Raw genomic sequence first — 15,246 nt, 5'->3', positions numbered from 1 at the left:
GTCACCCTCATATCCGTCAAAAGCCTTGAGAACAAAGGGCTGTAAGGATTCGGCAGGGATTCGGGCGCGGCTCCGTTTGCCCGTTTTTATCCGCAGGCGATAATGCGACGCATTGCCAACTCTTTACATTGGGGCGCCGCAACCTTCGCGGGCTTCGAGCGGTAGTCACTGCGTCCGAGCCCGGAGATCAACAGCCAGTCGGTCCACCGGCAGTCAGCCGTAGTGAGTCGGTCAACTGCCGGGCGCGGTCGGACATTTCATCGTCCTGATCCGACATACCCGTCGAAGGAGCATCATGTCCCTCCCCCTGACCCGCCGGATCGCCCGTGCCGCGCTGCTCGTCGCTGCCGGAGCGGCTGCCGGGGTCGGTGCGGCCGGCTCCGCCAGCGCGGCCCCCGAACTGCCCGACGCCTCGAAGGTCGGCGGGCTGACCGCCCTGGACGGCGCCAGCGTCGTCGACGGCGCGGCCACGAACGCCACCGGGCTCGCGGGTGGCGCCGTCGACACCGCGGTCGACGGCGCGCTCCCGACCGCGACGAAGGCCGGCGACAAGGTGACCAAGACCGGCGGCAAGGCCGCGAAGAAGGCGGTGCCGACCGCGGCCAAGGCCGGCGGCAAGGTTGCGAAGAAGGCGACGCCCGCGGCGCAGGAGACCGCGGGTGGCGTGGCCGGGACGGTCGGAACCGTTGTCGGCGACACGGCCGGTGTGGCCACGACGAGCGGCGTGCCGTCGACCGGCTCGCTGCCGGTGCAGGCGCTTCCCCTCAGCTGACGGTTCACTGCCGCTCGGCTGCCGTTCGGCTGCGCCTGGCTTGAGCTGCCGACGGGGCCCAGGGAATTCCCTGGGCCCCGTCGGTTTTCGCGTGTCCAGGCCTCTGTCGGCAGGGGCCAGGGCGTGTTTGCGCGGTGCCCGGCGCTGCAGGCTGTGCCCACCCGTTCCGCCCTGCGGAACGACTGCCCACAGCGGTGAGCGGTCCATGCGGTGCCAGCGGTGCCTGCGGTGCCAGCGGTCGCTGCGGTGCAGCAGTTCAGCGGTGCACCTGCTCTTACGCCAGGCGGCGCACCGCTTCTCCCACCCGCTCGTCCGTCGCCGTGAAGGCCACGCGTACGTGCCGGGCGCCCGCCTCGCCGTAGAAGTCGCCCGGGGCCACCAGGATGCCGAGGTCGGCCAGGTGGGAGACCGTGGTCCAGCAGGACTCGTCCCGGGTGGCCCAGAGGTAGAGGCTGGCCTCGCTGTGCTCGATACGGAAGCCGTGTGCCTCCAAGGCGCCGCGGAGGGCCTCGCGGCGGGCCGTGTAGCGGTCGCGCTGGACGCGGACGTGTTCGTCGTCGCCCAGGGCCGCGATCACCGCCGCCTGGGTCGGCGCCGACGTCATCATGCCGCCGTGCTTGCGGATCTCCAGGAGGGGGGCCAGGACCGTGGGGTCGCCCGCCAGGAATGCCGCCCTGTACCCGGCCAGGTTCGAGCGCTTCGACAGGGAGTGGACCGCGACGATGCCCTCGTACGATCCGCCGTTCACGTCCGGGTGCAGGACCGAGACCGGGTCGGCCTCCCAGCCCAGCTCCAGGTAGCACTCGTCGGAGAAGATCAGGATGCCGTGCGAGCGGGCCCAGGCGACGATCCGGGTGAGTTCCGCCTTCGACAGGACCTTGCCGGTGGGGTTGGACGGGGAGTTCAGCCAGAGCAGCTTCAGGCCCTTGGGGTCCAGCTCCGTCGGGTCGTCGTACACCTCGTAGTCCGCGCGGGCCAGGCGGGCGCCCACCTCGTACGTCGGGTAGGCCAGCCGCGGGTAGGCCACCTTGTCGCCGGGGCCGAGGCCGAGCTGGGTGGGGAGCCAGGCGACCAGTTCCTTGGAGCCGACGATGGGCAGGACGTGGCGGTGGGTGACCTCGCGGGCGCCCAGGCGGCGCTCCACCCAGCCGGTGATCGCGTCGCGCAGTGCGGGGGTGCCCCAGACCGTCGGATAGCCCGGGGAGTCCGCCGCGTCGATCAGGGCCTTCTGGATCAGCTCGGGCACCGGGTCGACCGGCGTGCCGACGGAGAGGTCGACGATGCCGCCCGGGTGCGCGGCGGCCGTCTTCTTGTATGGCTCCAGCTTGTCCCAGGGGAAGGTCGGAAGGCGGTCGGAGACTGCGGACACGGGATCTGGCTCACTTTCTGGTACTGCCGGAGTACTGCCGGTTGTGCCGGATACGGCAACGCCTCGGTCCCGTACGGCGATCAAGGGCGATCAGGCCGTACGGGACCGAGGCGGCACGCTGTGCGGGTCGCCGGTGAGGATTACTCGGCCTGCGGCGGGAGCGCGGCGATGAAGGGGTGATCCCGCTCGATCAGGCCCAGCTTGCTGGCGCCGCCCGGGGAGCCGAGCTCGTCGAAGAACTCGACGTTCGCCTTGTAGTAGTCCTTCCACTCCTCCGGAGTGTCGTCCTCGTAGAAGATCGCCTCGACCGGGCATACCGGCTCACAGGCACCACAGTCGACGCATTCGTCCGGGTGGATGTACAAGGACCGCTGGCCCTCGTAGATGCAGTCGACCGGGCACTCCTCGATGCACGCCTTGTCCTTGACGTCGACACAAGGCTGCGCGATGACGTAGGTCACGCTGTCGTTCCTCCTCGATAGGGCGCTGGCGGGCCTCCTCAGGCTCCGCCGCCTGGCGCGCGGGAGCGCGGCGTCGTCGATGCCCGCCTCTAGTATCTCCGTTCTTGGGCATGATCCGAACAGGAGGGGTGAACTGACCTGTGGAAATCTCTGCGAGGGGGCGCCTTGAGGTCCGCATCACCGCTGCTGACGTGGGTAAACGAGTCTCTGTACGCCGCCTGAACGATCCTGCGCCTCCGGGTGAGAAGTTCACCGACACGGTGGGTGTTCTCGCATCATGGGACGACGGTGTGCTGCTGATCACACGGAGGAGTGGCGAGACCGTCCGCATCCCGGAAGCGTCGCTGGTCGCGGGCAAGGTGGTGCCCGCCGCTCCCGCCCGGCGCCGCGGGCCCGCCGCCTCCTACGAGGAGCTCGCGCAGGTCGCCACGCGCGCGTGGCGGCCGGTTCAGAGCGAGCGGCTCGGCGAGTGGGAGCTGCGGGCCGCGTCCGGATTCACCCGGCGGGCCAACTCGGTGCTGCCGCTCGGCGACCCCGGGATGCCTCTGGAGGACGCGCTCGATGCCGTACGGCGCTGGTACGGCGACCGTGGGCTCCCCGCGTACGTGCAGACGGCGACGGGGGCCGAGGGCACGCAGGAGCTGCTGTGCGCGCAGCTGGAGCGGCTGGGGTGGGTGCGTGAGGTGTCCGCCGAGATGTGGATCGGGGCGTTGGCGCCGGTCGCCGACCGGGGTGAGCCGGCCGAGGTGGCCGGGGTGGTGCTGTCCCGGGAGGCGGACGAGGCTTGGCTTGCGCGGTATCAGCGCAAGGGGGTGAGCGAGGTGGCACTGGAGGTGCTCGGGAGCGGGCCGTCGGTGTGGTTCGCGACGGTTCCCGGCGAAGGTGGCGGTGCGCCTGCCGCCATCGGACGGTGTGTCGTGGACGGGCGGTGGGCCGGGTTCGCCGCCGTGGAGGTCGATCCGGCGCTGCGGCGGCAGGGGCTGGCGACCCGGGTGATGGCCGCGCTGGCCCGGCGGGCGCTCGACGAGGGGGCGTCGGCGGCGTGGCTGCAGGTCGAGACGGAGAACGTGGGGGCGCGGGAGATGTACGCCCGGATGGGGTTCGCCGCGCATCACGCGTACCACCACTATCGCGAGCCGGGTGCCTCCGGCGGTGAGCCGCGAACCACCGGCTGCTGACGGTAGTACCGATCGCCGTGAAAGGGCACGAGCCAGCTATGCGTCCCCCCTACCCCCCACCGCCCGAACGTTCCGCCGAGCTGCGGCGGCGGTTCGCCGAAGAGGCGCGGTCCGAGCGGCCCGATCTGTCCACGCTGTGTCTGCTGGTGGGAGCCGAGGCGGACGGGGCGCTGGAGGAGGCCGGCATGGATGCGGTGCAGGTGGAGCTGGACGGGCTGGCGGGGCAGCTGCCGTACCGGCCCGGCGGGCCGCGGGCCTGGGCGGTCGCGCTGCGGGAGCTGCTCGGGGAGCGGTACGGGTTTCGCGGCTCCGCCGCGGACTATCAGCGGCTGGAGTCGTCGTTGCTGCATCAGGTGCTGGTGCGGCGCAGGGGGCTGCCGATTCTGCTGTCGGTGGTGTGGCTGGAGGTCGCTCGGCGGGCGGGAGCTCCGGTGTACGGGGTCGCTCTGCCCGGGCACTTCGTGGTGGGGTTCGGGCCGGCTGAGGAGCAGGTGCTTGCCGATCCGTTCGACGGGGGGCGGGTGTTGACCGGGAACGATGCGGAGATGCTGGTGGCGGGGGCGACGGGGGCGCCGCTGGATTCGTCGATGTTGTCGCCGGCCGATCCCCTGGATGTGGTGCTGCGGATTCTGAACAACGTCCGGGCGTGGGCGGCGACGCGTCCTGAGCGGACGGATGTGGCCTTGTGGGCGGTGGAGTTGTCGCTGTTGCTGCCGTCGCATCCGGCTCGGTTGCGGTTCGAGCGGGCGCAGTTGCTGGTGCAGCGGGGGGACTTCGTCGAGGGGGCGGCGGAGCTGGAGGCGTATGCCGACGTGGTGGCTGGTGTTGATCTTGCCGCCGCGGAGAGAGTGCGGGGGCAGGCCCGGGCTGCTCGGGCGATGTTGAACTGATGGATCGCCCCATCACCGTAGGAGGTTCGGTGGTTGCGCGGGTGCGGGTTCGTCGTGGCTTGTCGCGCCCACGCGGCGGAGCCGCATATCGACACAGCCCCGCGCCCCTGAGGACGCTGCCCTGGATGGCGATTCACAGCCAGCCCTTCTCCCGCGCGATCCTCACCGCCTCCGCCCTGTTCCGAGCCGCCAGCTTCTGGATCGCCGTCGAGAGGTAGTTCCGTACCGTTCCCTGTGACAAGTGCAGGGCCACCGCCAGGTCCGCGTTCGTGGAGCCGTCCTCCGCTGCTCGCAGGACCTCTCGCTCGCGGTCCGTCAAGGGGTTGGCGCCCTCCGCCAGGGCCGCTGCCGCCAGCGTGGGGTCGATGACGCGTTCGCCCGCGAGTACCTTCCGTACCGCCTCGGCCAGTTGGGCCGCGGGGGCGTCCTTGACCAGGAAGGCGTCGGCGCCCGACTCCATCGCGCTGCGGAGGTAGCCGGGGCGGCCGAAGGTGGTGAGGATGACCAGCTTCACGGCCGGCAGCTCCGCGTGCACGAGGGCCGCCGCCTCGATGCCGGTCGCGCCGGGCATCTCGATGTCGAGGAGGGCCACGTCCACGTCGTGCGCCCGGGCCGCCGCCAGGACCTCGTCGCCGCGGGCCACCTGGGCGACGACCTCGATGTCGTCCTCCAGGCCGAGCAGGGCGGCCAGGGCCTCGCGGACCATCGACTGGTCCTCGGCCAGGAGAACCTTGATCGTCTGGCTCATGCCGGGGATCCTATGTCCGCCGAGGCCACGTCGGCCGGGCCGGCCCCGGCGGCCGGGACACGGGCGGTCAGGCGGAAGCCGTGCCGCATCCCGCCCGCCTCCAGGGTGCCGCCCGCCTTCGCCAGGCGTTCCGTCAGGCCCGCCAGGCCGTTGCCGGGGCCGCTGCCCTGGTCGCCCGAGCCGTCGTCCTCGACGGAGAGTTCCAGCAGAGGGCCGTCGAGGGTCTGGCAGCGCAGGAGTTCCACCGTGCAGCGCCGGGCGCCGCTGTGGCGTACGACGTTGGTGACGGCCTCGCGCAGTGCCCAGGCCAGGGCTGTCTCGCTGGTCTCGGGGAGGTCGGTGGGGTCCGGTTCGTCGGGCAGTTCCGCGGCGATCCCGGCCGCTGTCAACGCGACCTTCGCGCCCGCCAGTTCGGCGGACAGACGGGGGCGGCGGTAGCCCGACACGGCTTCCCGTACGTCGTCCAGGGCCTGGCGGCTGACCTGCTCGATGTCGGCGACCTGCTGGGCCGCCTTCTCGGGGTGGGCCGGGAGCATACGGCCCGCGAGTTCGCTCTTCAGCGTGATCAGCGAGAGGGAGTGGCCGAGCAGGTCGTGCAGATCGCGGGCGAGGCGCAGGCGTTCCTCGTTGGCGGCGAGTTGGGCGACCGTGGCGCGGGCCTCGCGCAGCTCTATGGTCGTGCGGATGAGTTCGCGTACCCCGGTCATGGAGAACCCGCCGAGAAGGGCAGGGAAGAGCAGGCCCCACAGGAACGAGGCACCGCCGGGGACCGCGAGGCCGACCCCGGTCAGCAGGGCCGACACGGCGGGGATCGTCCAGCGGGCGAGCGGGAAGGGCAGGGCGGCGCCGGAGGAGATCGCCACGTACACGAACAGGACGAGCCACTCGCGGCCCAGGGTGAGAGCGAGGACGGTCGACTGGGTGGCCAGGACCGCCACCGAGCCCAGCACCACGGCGTTGGTCTCGCCGCGCCCGGTGCGGAAGATCAGGGCGAAGTACCAGGCGACGAAGGCGACCAGGCCGATCCAGCCGAGGACGACGACGCCGTGGCTGTGCCCGCCGTGCAGCAGGTCGCCCACCGGCGCGCTCAGGTAGGCGAGCCAGATCCCGACCCAGAGGAACTTGACGGCCTTCTGCCTGCGGTTCTGCGGGCGTTGCCCGATGCCGACGCTGCTCACGCCTTCAGCGTGTCCTTCCGGTACAGCCAGGCCGCGCCGCCGGTGAACAGGGCGAAGGAGACGGCGAGGACGGCGATGTCCTTGGCGTGCGGGGCCCGGCTCTGTTCGATCGCCTGCCCCAGGGCAGCGTACGCGTGCGTGGGCAGCCAGTCGGCGATGTCCTGCAGCCACCGCGGGAAGCCGGAGACCGGGAACCACAGGCCGCCGAGGATCGAAAGGCCGAAGTAGATGATCATCGTGATCGGGCGGACCGCGTCCCCGGAGGCGAGGTAGCCGATGGCGACGCCGAGCGCGGCGAAGACCAGGCTGCCGGCCCAGATCGCCCCGGTGAGGGCGACCCACTGCCAGGCGTCGAGGCGTACGTCCCTGACGGCGGCGGCGATCAGGAAGACGACCACGATGGACGGCAGGCTGACGACGGCCGCACTGGCGGTCTTGGCGAGGACGTAGCCGCGCCCGGGCAGCGGGGTCAGCCGCAACTGCCGTACCCAGCCGCTCTCCCGCTCCTTGGCGATCCGCTCGCTGTTGCCCATCAGCACGGCGGTCAGGGCGCCGAACGAGGCCATGGAGACCATGACGTACGCCGCGACGGTCAGACCGGTGCCGGCGACCTTGCCGTCGGTCCCGTTCTGGTTGGAGGCGAGCAGGAAGATGACCGAGGGGTAGATCACCGAGAAGAACATGAACTTGCGGTTGCGCAGGACGCGGGCGAGTTCCAGCTTGATCAGGCTGCTCATGAGGTACGGGCCTCCTCGGCCTCGGTGAGGGCGACGAAGGCCTGCTCCAGACCGAGCCCGGCGACCTCCAGGTTGCGGGGGTGGACGCCGAGCCCGTAGAGGGCGTGGACGGTCGCGTCGGCGTCGGCGGACTGGAAGCGCACGGTGTGGCCGGAGATGACTGCCGAGGTCAGGAAGGGCAGGGCCCGCAACGCCGCCTCGTCGATCTGATCGCCGTCCAGGTCGAAGGAGATCCGCCGTGCCCCCGCCTTCGCCTTGATCTCGGCCGCCGTGCCGTCGGCCAGTAGTCGGCCGCGGTGCAGGACCAGCACCCGGTCGGCGACGGCGTCCGCCTCCTCCAGGTAGTGGGTGGCGAAGAGGACCGTACGGCCCTGGTCGGCCTGTTCGCGCATGGTGGCCCAGAAGGACTGGCGGGTGGTGACGTCCATGCCGGTGGTCGGCTCGTCCAGGACGATCAGATCGCTGTCGCCGGCGGTCGCGAGGGCGAAGCGGACGCGCTGGGCCTGACCGCCGGAGAGCTTGTCGACCTTGCGGTCGGCCGTCTGCGCGACGCCCGCGCGGGCCAGTACGTCGGAGACCTTGTACGGCCTCGGGTGCAGGTCGCAGGCGAGCCGCACCAGCTCGGCGACGGTCACCTCGTCCATCAGCCCGCCGCTCTGCAGCATGGCGCCCACCCGCCCGTCGACGATCGCCTCACGCGGGCTGGTGTCGAAGACCCGGACGGCGCCTTTGTCGGGCTGCTTGAGCCCGAGCAGCAGATCGAGGGTGGTGGACTTGCCGGCCCCGTTGGGCCCCAGCAGGGCCACCGTCTCCCCCGGGTACAGCGCGAGTGTCAGCCCGTCGACGGCCCGGACCTTCCCGTAGCTCTTGCTCACCTGGTCGAATGCGACCACTGTCGTCGTCATGTGATCCACAGTGGCCCGCGGGCCCCTGCGCCCGGCAGTGCCGGCCGTCCTGACTGCCGGATGACAGATGTCATACGACGGCCAGGGGGCACCCGGCGTGTGCCGGGTGCCCCCTGGTGCGAGCGGTTGCGCTAGCTCGGGTTGGTGTCGATGGTGACGGTGCGCTCCGCCGCCGTCTTGCCGCGCAGGGCCTTGCGCAGTGCGGAGGCGACATCCTGCGGCAGGACGTCACGCTTGCCGCTCGCGCCGTTGATCTGCACGCCGTCGAAGGTGGCGCCGTACGCCTCCTTGAGTGCCTTGAGGTCGTACGTGTCCACGAGCTTGCCGTCGACGGCCTTGACGCCGAGGATCTTCGGCAGGGACAGGGAGCCGAACGGGATGCTGTGCGCGGCGTCCGTCTGGATCGTGACCTTGGTGGCCATCGCCGGCTCGGCGAACTCCTTCATGAACCGGTCGACCTCGGCCTTGGTGACCGTCGGCTGCTGGGTGGTCGTCGCGACCTGCACCGGGGAGGAGGTGCCCGTCTCCACCTGGGTGCGGTACGCCTCCTCGACCGCCGTGGTCGACTGGGCGACGTCGATGCCCTTGCCGGCCTTGCCGTACACGGCGACCGCCTTGCCGGACTTGAAGGAGACCGTGCCCTCGGTCACCGAGCCGGAGCCGCCGGAGACGTCCTCCAGGGCCGCGTGCAGCTTCTCCTCGTCGACCGGCATGACCGGGTCCACGGTCCGGTGGTTGCCGAACAGGGAGCCGATGACCGAGACCGGGTTGTAGTCGCTGGTCGCGGCCGTGCTGACCGTCTGCTGCATGTCGAACTGCAGCCCGGCCTTGTCCGGTTCGAGGGCGACGGTCTTGCCGCCGACCGACAGCTTCAGCGGTTTGTTGACCCGGTCGTCGAAGGCGTCGTTGAGCTTCTTGACCGCGTCGTCGCGGGTGCCGCCGCCGATGTCGACGCCGAGCACGGTGGTGCCCTTGGGCACGTCGGAGTGGTTCATCAGCAGGCCGGCGCCGTAGACGCCACCGGCGAGGACGATCACTCCGCCGACGAGCAGGGGCAGCTTGTTGCGGCCCTTCTTCTTGGGCGCGCGGGACGCCGACGCGTTCGTCGAGCCCGGCTCGGGCAGCTTCGGAGGCGTGTGCGGCGCCGGTCCGTCGGTGGCGCCCGGGCCGAAGGGGCCGCTCTGCGCGCCGGGGGGTACGACGGGGATGCCGCTGGTGACGGTGTGGCTGGAGACGTTGTCGGCGACGCCGCCGTAGTGCGGGTTGCCGGGTTCGGGGGCCGGCTTCTGCGGGGTGAGGATCGCGGTGTCGTCGCTCAGACCGCCGCCGGGGCCACGGCCCGGGGTGTGGGGGGCGCTGCCCGGGCCGCCGGGGCCCATCGGGCCGCTGCCGGGGACGCCGGGGCCGGCGGGTCCGCCGGGCCGACTCGGGCCGTTGGAGATGCCGGGCACACCGGAGCCACCCGGACCGTTGGAGATGCCGGGCACACCCGGTCCGGCCGGGCCACCCGGACCGCCGGGCCCACCGCGGCCGCCCTGCCCGCCGCCCGCGACCGGGGGCACGGCCGGGCCGTCGCCGGTGACCGGGCCGGTCGTCGGGCCTGTGGGGCCCTGCGGGCCGCCCTGGCCGCCACGGCCTTTCGGGCCGCCGAAGTCGCTCGGGCCATCGAAATCGTTCGAGCCGTTGAAATCGTTCCGGCCGCCGAAGTCGCTCGGGCCGTTGAAGTCGTCGATGCCGCCGAAGTCGGCGGAACCGTCGAAGCCGCTCGGGCCGCCCTGGGCGCCGTAACCATGAGGGCCGCTCGGGCCGCCCTGGGAGCCGTAGCCGTTCTGACCGTTCGGGCCGCCGTCGCCGTTCTCCGAGAAGTACGGCAGATCGTCGCGGCGCGCCTCGCCGCCGGGGCGGGAACCGTTGCCGTTGCCCAGCGGGCCCGCCGACAGTGCCTCGGTGACGTCGAAGGAACCGGTGCCTCCACCGTGCCCGGGAGCCACCGGGCCGCCGGTCGCACCGGGGAGACCGGAACCGTTCGTACCGCCGGGGCGGGCGCCACCGGGCACGTTCATCGCGCCCACGACACCACCGGGCCGGCCGGAACCGGCACTCGGGCGCGCACCGCCGGGCGCACCGGCACCCGCGCCACCGGGGCCGCTCGGACCAGGGACCGAAGCGCCGGGCAGACCTGCCCCGTTGGAGGGCGGGCCGCCCTGACCGCCCTTGGGCGCGCCGGACTTGCGCGGCGCGAACCAGTCGCTCGTCTTCTCCCCCGCCTGCGCGGCGGGGTCGGCCGGGGGCTCGACGGTGCCGGTGGACATGGACGTGGCCGCGGACGGCGCCGGCGTCTCGGTGTCCGCGCTGTCCGTCGCGCTCTCGGCTTCGGCGACGGGCTTGCGCACGACGACCGGCGGAATGGGCCGCGACCCCGGGATGTTGATCCGGATCCGGGTCGTCAGCGTGGTCTCGGTCTTGCGTTCCTCCGGCTGCGCGGCCGAACGGCCCGCGTCCGTACCGCTGTCGGAAGCCATGGGGGTCCCGTACGGCGGCGTGCCCGAGGGGTATGCGGCTCCGCCGCGCCCGTTGGGCCCGGAGGACGGAGTGTCAGTTTCACGACTCAAGGCAGGTTCTCCCGGTTGGCTCCACCGCCTGTTCGACCTCATTGCTTCGGGCGGATCGGCGGCGCGCACCACCATACTGGCCACTTCCGGCCCGCATCCCACGACCGCCTGGGAAACCCACACGGGACTCGCACGAGTGCGGCATGGAGAAGTGGTACGTCACTTGCCAAGTCGGACGGGGTCGTCGCCTGGTTGCCGCGCCGGGGCGAGGGTGGCGCAGATCACAGCCACGGCCATACCGCCGAGCAGGAAGAGGTAGGAGGCGGCGCTCGTGCCGAACACGAAGTCGCCCTCCGGGCGGCTGGCGGTGAGCAGAATGACGGCGACCATCCAGCCGCCGGCGGGTGCGACGGCCCCGGCGCGGCTGCCCGCCACCCGGCCGGCGCCCAGGCAGAGCCCGGCCTCACCGGCGAGCGCGAGCAGCAGGCCGCCCGGGAACCACGCGGGCTGCACCAGTGCTCCGGCCACGCCGACCACCGCGCCGAGCACGAACAGCCCGGCGTAGGCGAGGGCCCGCAGGCCGGAGGGCCGCTTCAGCGGCTGGGCGAGCATCGAGCTCATGACGCCTCCCCGACGGTGACACCGGCGAACAGATCGGACTCCGTCCGCGCCCCTCTCCCCCAGCCTTCGGCCGGGGGGACCCCCATCTCGCTTCGCTCGCCTTGCACCAACTCGTAGTACTCGGTGGTGAAGAGGGGTTGCGCGAGTTCGTTGGAGAGCGCGAAGTACAGCTCGGCCACGTCGATCTGCGTGGCGTGCGCGCGCATCGCGGCGGCCTTGGCTCCGGCGTACGCGGTGCCGTCGATCACGGTGGTGATCCGCTCGTCGTCGACGACGCCCGGGACGTCGTCCACGGTGGCGGCCTTGCTGAAGGGCAGCCCGGGCAGATCCGCCTGAAGCCGGGTAAAGGCCCCCTCGGCGACCGTGCGCGGGACGCGGTTCCAGTAGATCTTGGGGATCCGCCAGCCGGCGTCGGCCGCCAGCTCGGCCGCGCGCATGGCGATGCGGTGGGCCTGGATGTGGTCCGGGTGGCCGTACCCGCCGTCGGGGTCGTAGGTGACGAGGACCTGGGGGCGCACCTCCAGGATCACCTCGACGAGAGCGCGGGCCGCGTCGTCGACGTCCGCCTGCCACAGGGAGGCCGGGTCGTCGTTGTCGGCGAGGCCCATCATCCCCGAGTCCTCGAAGCGGCCCTTTCCGCCGAGGAGACGGAAGTCCTCGACGCCGAGCTCACGCATCGCGGCGGTGAGCTCGCCCAGGCGGTGTTCGCCCAGACCGGCACCCGTCAGGTGCTGGAGCTCGGGGGGAATGACCTCGCCGTGCTCGCCGAGGGTGCAGGTGACCAGGGTCACGTGGGCACCCTCGGCCGCGTACTTGGCCATGGTCGCGCCGTTGTTGATCGACTCGTCGTCCGGGTGCGCGTGCACCAGGAGCAGACGCCGGTCGGGCAGTTCCGTCATGGAGCCCACCCTACGAGGCGACACTGACAGCGCCACGCGGCGCCGTCAGAAGGGGCGGCTCAGAACTTGATGCTGCCGATCATGCCCGCGATGTTCGTCGTCAGCTCACTGATGGTGGGCGCGACGGTCGAGGACGCCAGGTAGAACCCGAGCAACATGCAGACGACCGCATGGCCCGCCTTCAACCCTGATTTCTTGATCAGCAGGAAGACGATGATCGCCAGCAGCACCACCGCCGAAATCGAGAGTGCCACGGCGGCTCACCTCCAAGAATCCCAGGGGCGGGGGGTCGGACTATGGGGGCAGATAAATCCATGCAGCAGCCAGCAGGTTCATACCCACTATGCGCTAGTGATCATAACTATCCGTACGTGCGCATCGATCGGCGCACAGCCGCACAAGGGGGCGCACTGGCCAATATGGTCGGGGCATGACGACCGAGCCTGTGTCCTTCCCCCGCCGGCACGCCCGCACCCAGCGGTTCACGTTCGGCGCGCCGCGCGCGTTCACGGTGGCGCCCGACGGTTCCCGTGTCGTGTTCCTGCGCTCCACCTCCGGTACGGATCCGGCGAGTTCGCTGTGGGTGCTCGACACGGTGGACGGCAAGGAGCGCGTGGCGGCCGACCCGCGCGCCCTGCTGGGCGGCGCCTCGGAAGACCTCTCGCCCGAGGAGCGGGCGCGGCGCGAGCGCTCCCGTGAGGCCGGCGCCGGCATCGTCGGCCATGCCACCGACAGCGCCGTGGAGTTGGCGTCTTTTGCCTTGTCAGGGCGGCTTTTCACGGCGGAACTACGAGCCGGCACGGCACGCGAACTCCGGGTCCCCGGGCCGGTGATCGACCCGCGCCCCTCCCCCGACGGACGGCACATCGCGTACGTCGCGCAGGGTGCCCTGCGGGTGGTGGGCGCCGAGGGCGAGGGCGATCGCGCGCTCGCCGGGCCGGAGTCGGAGGGGGTGACCTATGGGCTCGCCGAGTTCATCGCCGCCGAGGAGATGGCCCGCCACCGGGGCTTTTGGTGGGGTCCGGAGTCGGACCGGCTGCTCGTGGCGCGCGTGGACGACACGCCGGTGCGGCGGTGGTGGATCTCAGATCCGGCGCGCCCGGAGCGCGAGCCGCAGCAGGTGGCGTATCCGGCGGCGGGGACCGAGAACGCGGACGTACGGCTGTTCGTGATCGGTCTGGACGGGGCACGCACGGAGGTGGCGTGGGACCGGGCGCGGTACCCCTATCTGGCACGAGTGCACTGGTCAGCGGCGGGTGCGCCGCTGCTGCTCGTACAGGCGCGCGACCAGCGCAGCCAGCTGTTCCTGGCCGTGGACCCGGCGACGGGGGCGACGCGGATGGTGCACGCCGACGAAGATCCACAATGGCTGGATCTTTTCCCTGGCGTGCCCTGCTGGAGCCCTTCCGGACATCTGGTGCGCATCGCCGACGAGGGCGGCGCGCGGGTGCTCACGGTGGGCGAACGCCCGCTGACCGGTCCGCAGTTGCACGTCCGCGCGGTGCTGGACGTCTCCGACGACGACGTCCTGGTCTCGGCGTCGGCGGGTGAGGCCGCGACCGACGCCGAGGTCGGTGAAGTGCACGTGTACCGGGTGAACGAGCTCGGCGTGGAGCGCATGTCGCAGGAGCCCGGCGTGCACTCGGCGGTGCGCTCCGGGGGCGTGACCGTCCTGGTGTCGCACACCCTCGACCGGCCCGGGTCCCGGGTCCAGGTGCTGCAGGAGGGGAAGCAGACGGCGACGGTCCCGTCGCATGCCGAAGATCCCGGTTTGACCCCGCGCATCACCCTCACCGAGGGGGGCGCACGTCGCATTCCGTGCGCCGTGCTTATGCCTCGGGACTACGCCGGTGACACCCCGCTTCCGGTTTTGCTGGATCCCTACGGGGGACCGCACGCCTCCAGGGTGGTCGCCGCGCACAACGCATATCTGACCTCGCAGTGGTTCGCCGACCAGGGGTTCGCGGTGGTCGTCGCCGACGGGCGCGGTACGCCGGGGCGCTCCCCCGGGTGGGAGAAGGCGATCAAGGACGACATCGCGGCGGTCGTGGTGCAGGACCAGGTCGACGCGCTCCAGGCGCTCGCCGGGCGCTTCCCGCTCGACCTGACCCGGGTGGCCATCCGCGGCTGGTCCTTCGGCGGCTATCTGGCGGGGCTCGCGGTGCTGCGCCGCCCGGACGTCTTCCACGCGGCGGTGGTCGGCGCCCCGGTCACCGATCTGCGGCTGTACGACACCCACTACCAGGAGCGTTACGTCGGACACCCCGAGGAGCAGCCGGAGGTCTACCGACGCAACTCGCTGATCGACGACGCCGGGCTGGTGGACCCGGCCGAGCCGGCCCGCCCGATGATGATCGTCCACGGGCTGGCGGACGACAACGTGGTGGTCGCCCACTCCCTGCGCCTGTCCTCGGCCCTGCTCGCCGCGGGCCGACCGCACGAGGTGCTGCCCCTGTCCGGCGTGACCCACATGACTCCGCAGGAAGAGGTGGCGGAGAACCTGCTGCTGCTCCAGCTCGACTTCCTGAAGAGGTCACTGGGTCTGAACTGACCCCGCGGCCGGGTCAGTCGCTCTGCTCGCCGAGGAAGACCAGGAGGGGAAGACCGACGATCAGGAGGTGGACGACACCGGTCTTCCAGTAGCGCAGCACCGCGGCGAGGGCGAAGCCGCCGCAGGCCAGCCATGCGGTGAGGACCAGGATGCGGTCCTGGTCTTCGTCCGCCCGCTGGTCGGCGTACTCGTCGAAGCCGGCGCCGATGCCGGCGACGACCATGCCGTAGCCGAGGACGATCACGAGCAGGACGTCGAAGACTCCTACGAGGACGGCGAGCAGACCGTCGTGCGCGCGTGGCCGGCGTTCCATGGGCCAAGCGTTGCGTACGGCCGGGCCGGGGTCCTGAGTACCCGTACTCATTCGTGTCCGCCGGTGTCCGCA

General features: G+C 71.7%; 15 protein-coding genes. 4 read left to right on the top strand and 11 right to left on the bottom strand.

Annotated features, from left to right (window positions below; translation table 11 throughout):
- The first annotated feature begins 295 nt into the window (after nt 1-295).
- On the top strand, nt 296-772 hold the full coding sequence (locus ACIREI_RS14400) for an ATP-binding protein (RefSeq protein ID WP_403332112.1): 477 nt from the start codon (nt 296-298) through the stop codon (nt 770-772).
- Between the two features lie 274 nt (nt 773-1,046).
- Here ACIREI_RS14400 and ACIREI_RS14395 read toward each other — a convergent pair whose 3' ends face one another.
- Both ACIREI_RS14395 and fdxA read right to left on the bottom strand, forming a co-directional pair.
- Nucleotides 1,047-2,141, bottom strand: coding sequence for a bifunctional succinyldiaminopimelate transaminase/glutamate-prephenate aminotransferase (locus ACIREI_RS14395; protein ID WP_403332109.1), 1,095 nt, complete (start codon nt 2,139-2,141; stop codon nt 1,047-1,049).
- Nucleotides 2,142-2,281: 140 nt separating this feature from the next.
- Nucleotides 2,282-2,602 (bottom strand): ferredoxin, encoded by a 321-nt coding sequence (gene fdxA, locus ACIREI_RS14390; protein ID WP_030929316.1) that lies wholly within the window; start codon nt 2,600-2,602, stop codon nt 2,282-2,284.
- A gap of 140 nt (nt 2,603-2,742) precedes the next feature.
- Between fdxA and ACIREI_RS14385 the strand changes: the two genes are divergently transcribed.
- Together ACIREI_RS14385 and ACIREI_RS14380 are read left to right on the top strand one after the other, a co-directional pair.
- Nucleotides 2,743-3,780, top strand: a complete 1,038-nt coding sequence (locus ACIREI_RS14385; RefSeq protein ID WP_403332106.1) for a GNAT family N-acetyltransferase — start codon at nt 2,743-2,745, stop codon at nt 3,778-3,780.
- Between the two features lie 38 nt (nt 3,781-3,818).
- Entirely contained in the window at nt 3,819-4,670 is an 852-nt protein-coding gene (locus ACIREI_RS14380; protein ID WP_403332103.1) for a tetratricopeptide repeat protein, read from the top strand.
- Nucleotides 4,671-4,803: 133 nt separating this feature from the next.
- Here the strand turns inward: ACIREI_RS14380 and ACIREI_RS14375 are convergent, their stop codons facing one another.
- From ACIREI_RS14375 to ACIREI_RS14340, 8 genes are all read right to left on the bottom strand, one after another.
- Nucleotides 4,804-5,418: a response regulator transcription factor gene (locus ACIREI_RS14375; RefSeq protein ID WP_403332100.1), complete on the bottom strand. Its 615-nt coding sequence runs from the start codon at nt 5,416-5,418 to the stop codon at nt 4,804-4,806.
- Nucleotides 5,415-6,596, bottom strand: coding sequence for a sensor histidine kinase (locus ACIREI_RS14370; RefSeq protein ID WP_403332097.1), 1,182 nt, complete (start codon nt 6,594-6,596; stop codon nt 5,415-5,417). The genes ACIREI_RS14375 and ACIREI_RS14370 overlap by 4 nt, the downstream gene beginning before the upstream one ends.
- On the bottom strand, nt 6,593-7,333 hold the full coding sequence (locus tag ACIREI_RS14365; protein WP_403332094.1) for an ABC transporter permease: 741 nt from the start codon (nt 7,331-7,333) through the stop codon (nt 6,593-6,595). Before ACIREI_RS14365 ends, ACIREI_RS14370 begins: the two co-directional genes overlap by 4 nt.
- Nucleotides 7,330-8,238, bottom strand: a complete 909-nt coding sequence (locus ACIREI_RS14360; protein ID WP_403332092.1) for an ABC transporter ATP-binding protein — start codon at nt 8,236-8,238, stop codon at nt 7,330-7,332. The genes ACIREI_RS14365 and ACIREI_RS14360 overlap by 4 nt, the downstream gene beginning before the upstream one ends.
- A 131-nt stretch (nt 8,239-8,369) precedes the next feature.
- Nucleotides 8,370-10,760: a hypothetical protein gene (locus tag ACIREI_RS14355; RefSeq protein WP_403332089.1), complete on the bottom strand. Its 2,391-nt coding sequence runs from the start codon at nt 10,758-10,760 to the stop codon at nt 8,370-8,372.
- A 249-nt stretch (nt 10,761-11,009) separates the two neighbouring features.
- Nucleotides 11,010-11,411: a DUF6113 family protein gene (locus ACIREI_RS14350; protein ID WP_403332086.1), complete on the bottom strand. Its 402-nt coding sequence runs from the start codon at nt 11,409-11,411 to the stop codon at nt 11,010-11,012.
- Complete coding sequence (gene mshB, locus ACIREI_RS14345) at nt 11,408-12,310, bottom strand: N-acetyl-1-D-myo-inositol-2-amino-2-deoxy-alpha-D-glucopyranoside deacetylase (protein WP_403332083.1); 903 nt, start codon at nt 12,308-12,310, stop codon at nt 11,408-11,410. The genes ACIREI_RS14350 and mshB overlap by 4 nt, the downstream gene beginning before the upstream one ends.
- A 59-nt stretch (nt 12,311-12,369) precedes the next feature.
- A complete protein-coding gene (locus ACIREI_RS14340; RefSeq protein WP_019755516.1) occupies nt 12,370-12,564 on the bottom strand; it encodes a hypothetical protein in 195 nt (64 codons plus the stop codon).
- Between the two features lie 176 nt (nt 12,565-12,740).
- Here ACIREI_RS14340 and ACIREI_RS14335 point away from each other — a divergent pair, with 176 nt between their 5' ends.
- Nucleotides 12,741-14,861 (top strand): prolyl oligopeptidase family serine peptidase, encoded by a 2,121-nt coding sequence (locus ACIREI_RS14335; RefSeq protein WP_403332080.1) that lies wholly within the window; start codon nt 12,741-12,743, stop codon nt 14,859-14,861.
- Between the two features lie 13 nt (nt 14,862-14,874).
- On the opposite strand, the gene ACIREI_RS14330 is transcribed toward ACIREI_RS14335, so the two are convergent.
- The gene (locus tag ACIREI_RS14330) at nt 14,875-15,174 is read right to left on the bottom strand and encodes a hypothetical protein (protein WP_403332078.1); all 300 of its coding nucleotides are present in this window, start codon (nt 15,172-15,174) and stop codon (nt 14,875-14,877) included.
- Between the last annotated feature and the right edge of the window lie 72 nt (nt 15,175-15,246).

The sequence above is a fragment of the Streptomyces sp. NPDC093591 genome (assembly GCF_044764885.1).
Taxonomy (GTDB): domain Bacteria; phylum Actinomycetota; class Actinomycetes; order Streptomycetales; family Streptomycetaceae; genus Streptomyces.
This window is presented reverse-complemented; position numbering and strand designations above follow the sequence as displayed.